The sequence below is a fragment of the Komagataeibacter melaceti genome (genome assembly GCF_003403295.1).
GTDB lineage: Bacteria > Pseudomonadota > Alphaproteobacteria > Acetobacterales > Acetobacteraceae > Komagataeibacter > Komagataeibacter melaceti.
In genome coordinates this window covers 1-329 of record NZ_QUWV01000107.1, presented here as the reverse complement: position 1 = coordinate 329, position 329 = coordinate 1, and the positions used below count along the sequence as shown (strand labels likewise).

Annotated in this window: 1 pseudogene; it reads left to right on the top strand. The window is 64.7% G+C overall.

The features are described from left to right. Positions 1-13: 13 nt before the first annotated feature. A pseudogene (locus tag DY926_RS12045) lies at positions 14-329 on the top strand (ParB/RepB/Spo0J family partition protein); the annotation flags it as partial.

Here is a 329-nt window from a genome sequence, read left to right as displayed (position 1 = left end):
CGAGGGGCACCTGGTGCGCGACCCGGCGCTGCTGCGCCATCATGCGATGGCGGTGGTGCGGAGCATCGCGAACTGCGACGTCAGCCCGTACGACGGCAGCGGCCCGCAGGCGCTCCTGCTGGGCATCCTGTTCGGCGCGGACAGCCATATGCCCAATATGGCGAACGAGGAGTTCCTGAAGACCTACAGTAAGCCAGGTATCACCAAAGCACTCAAGGTCGAAGGATTGGCCGAATTGCAGACGGGCAAGCTCATGCGTGCGGCGCTCATGAACCATGTTGGCGAAGGTGGGCACTGGGTACCCGATGCGGCGGGCTTTGCCACGGCGC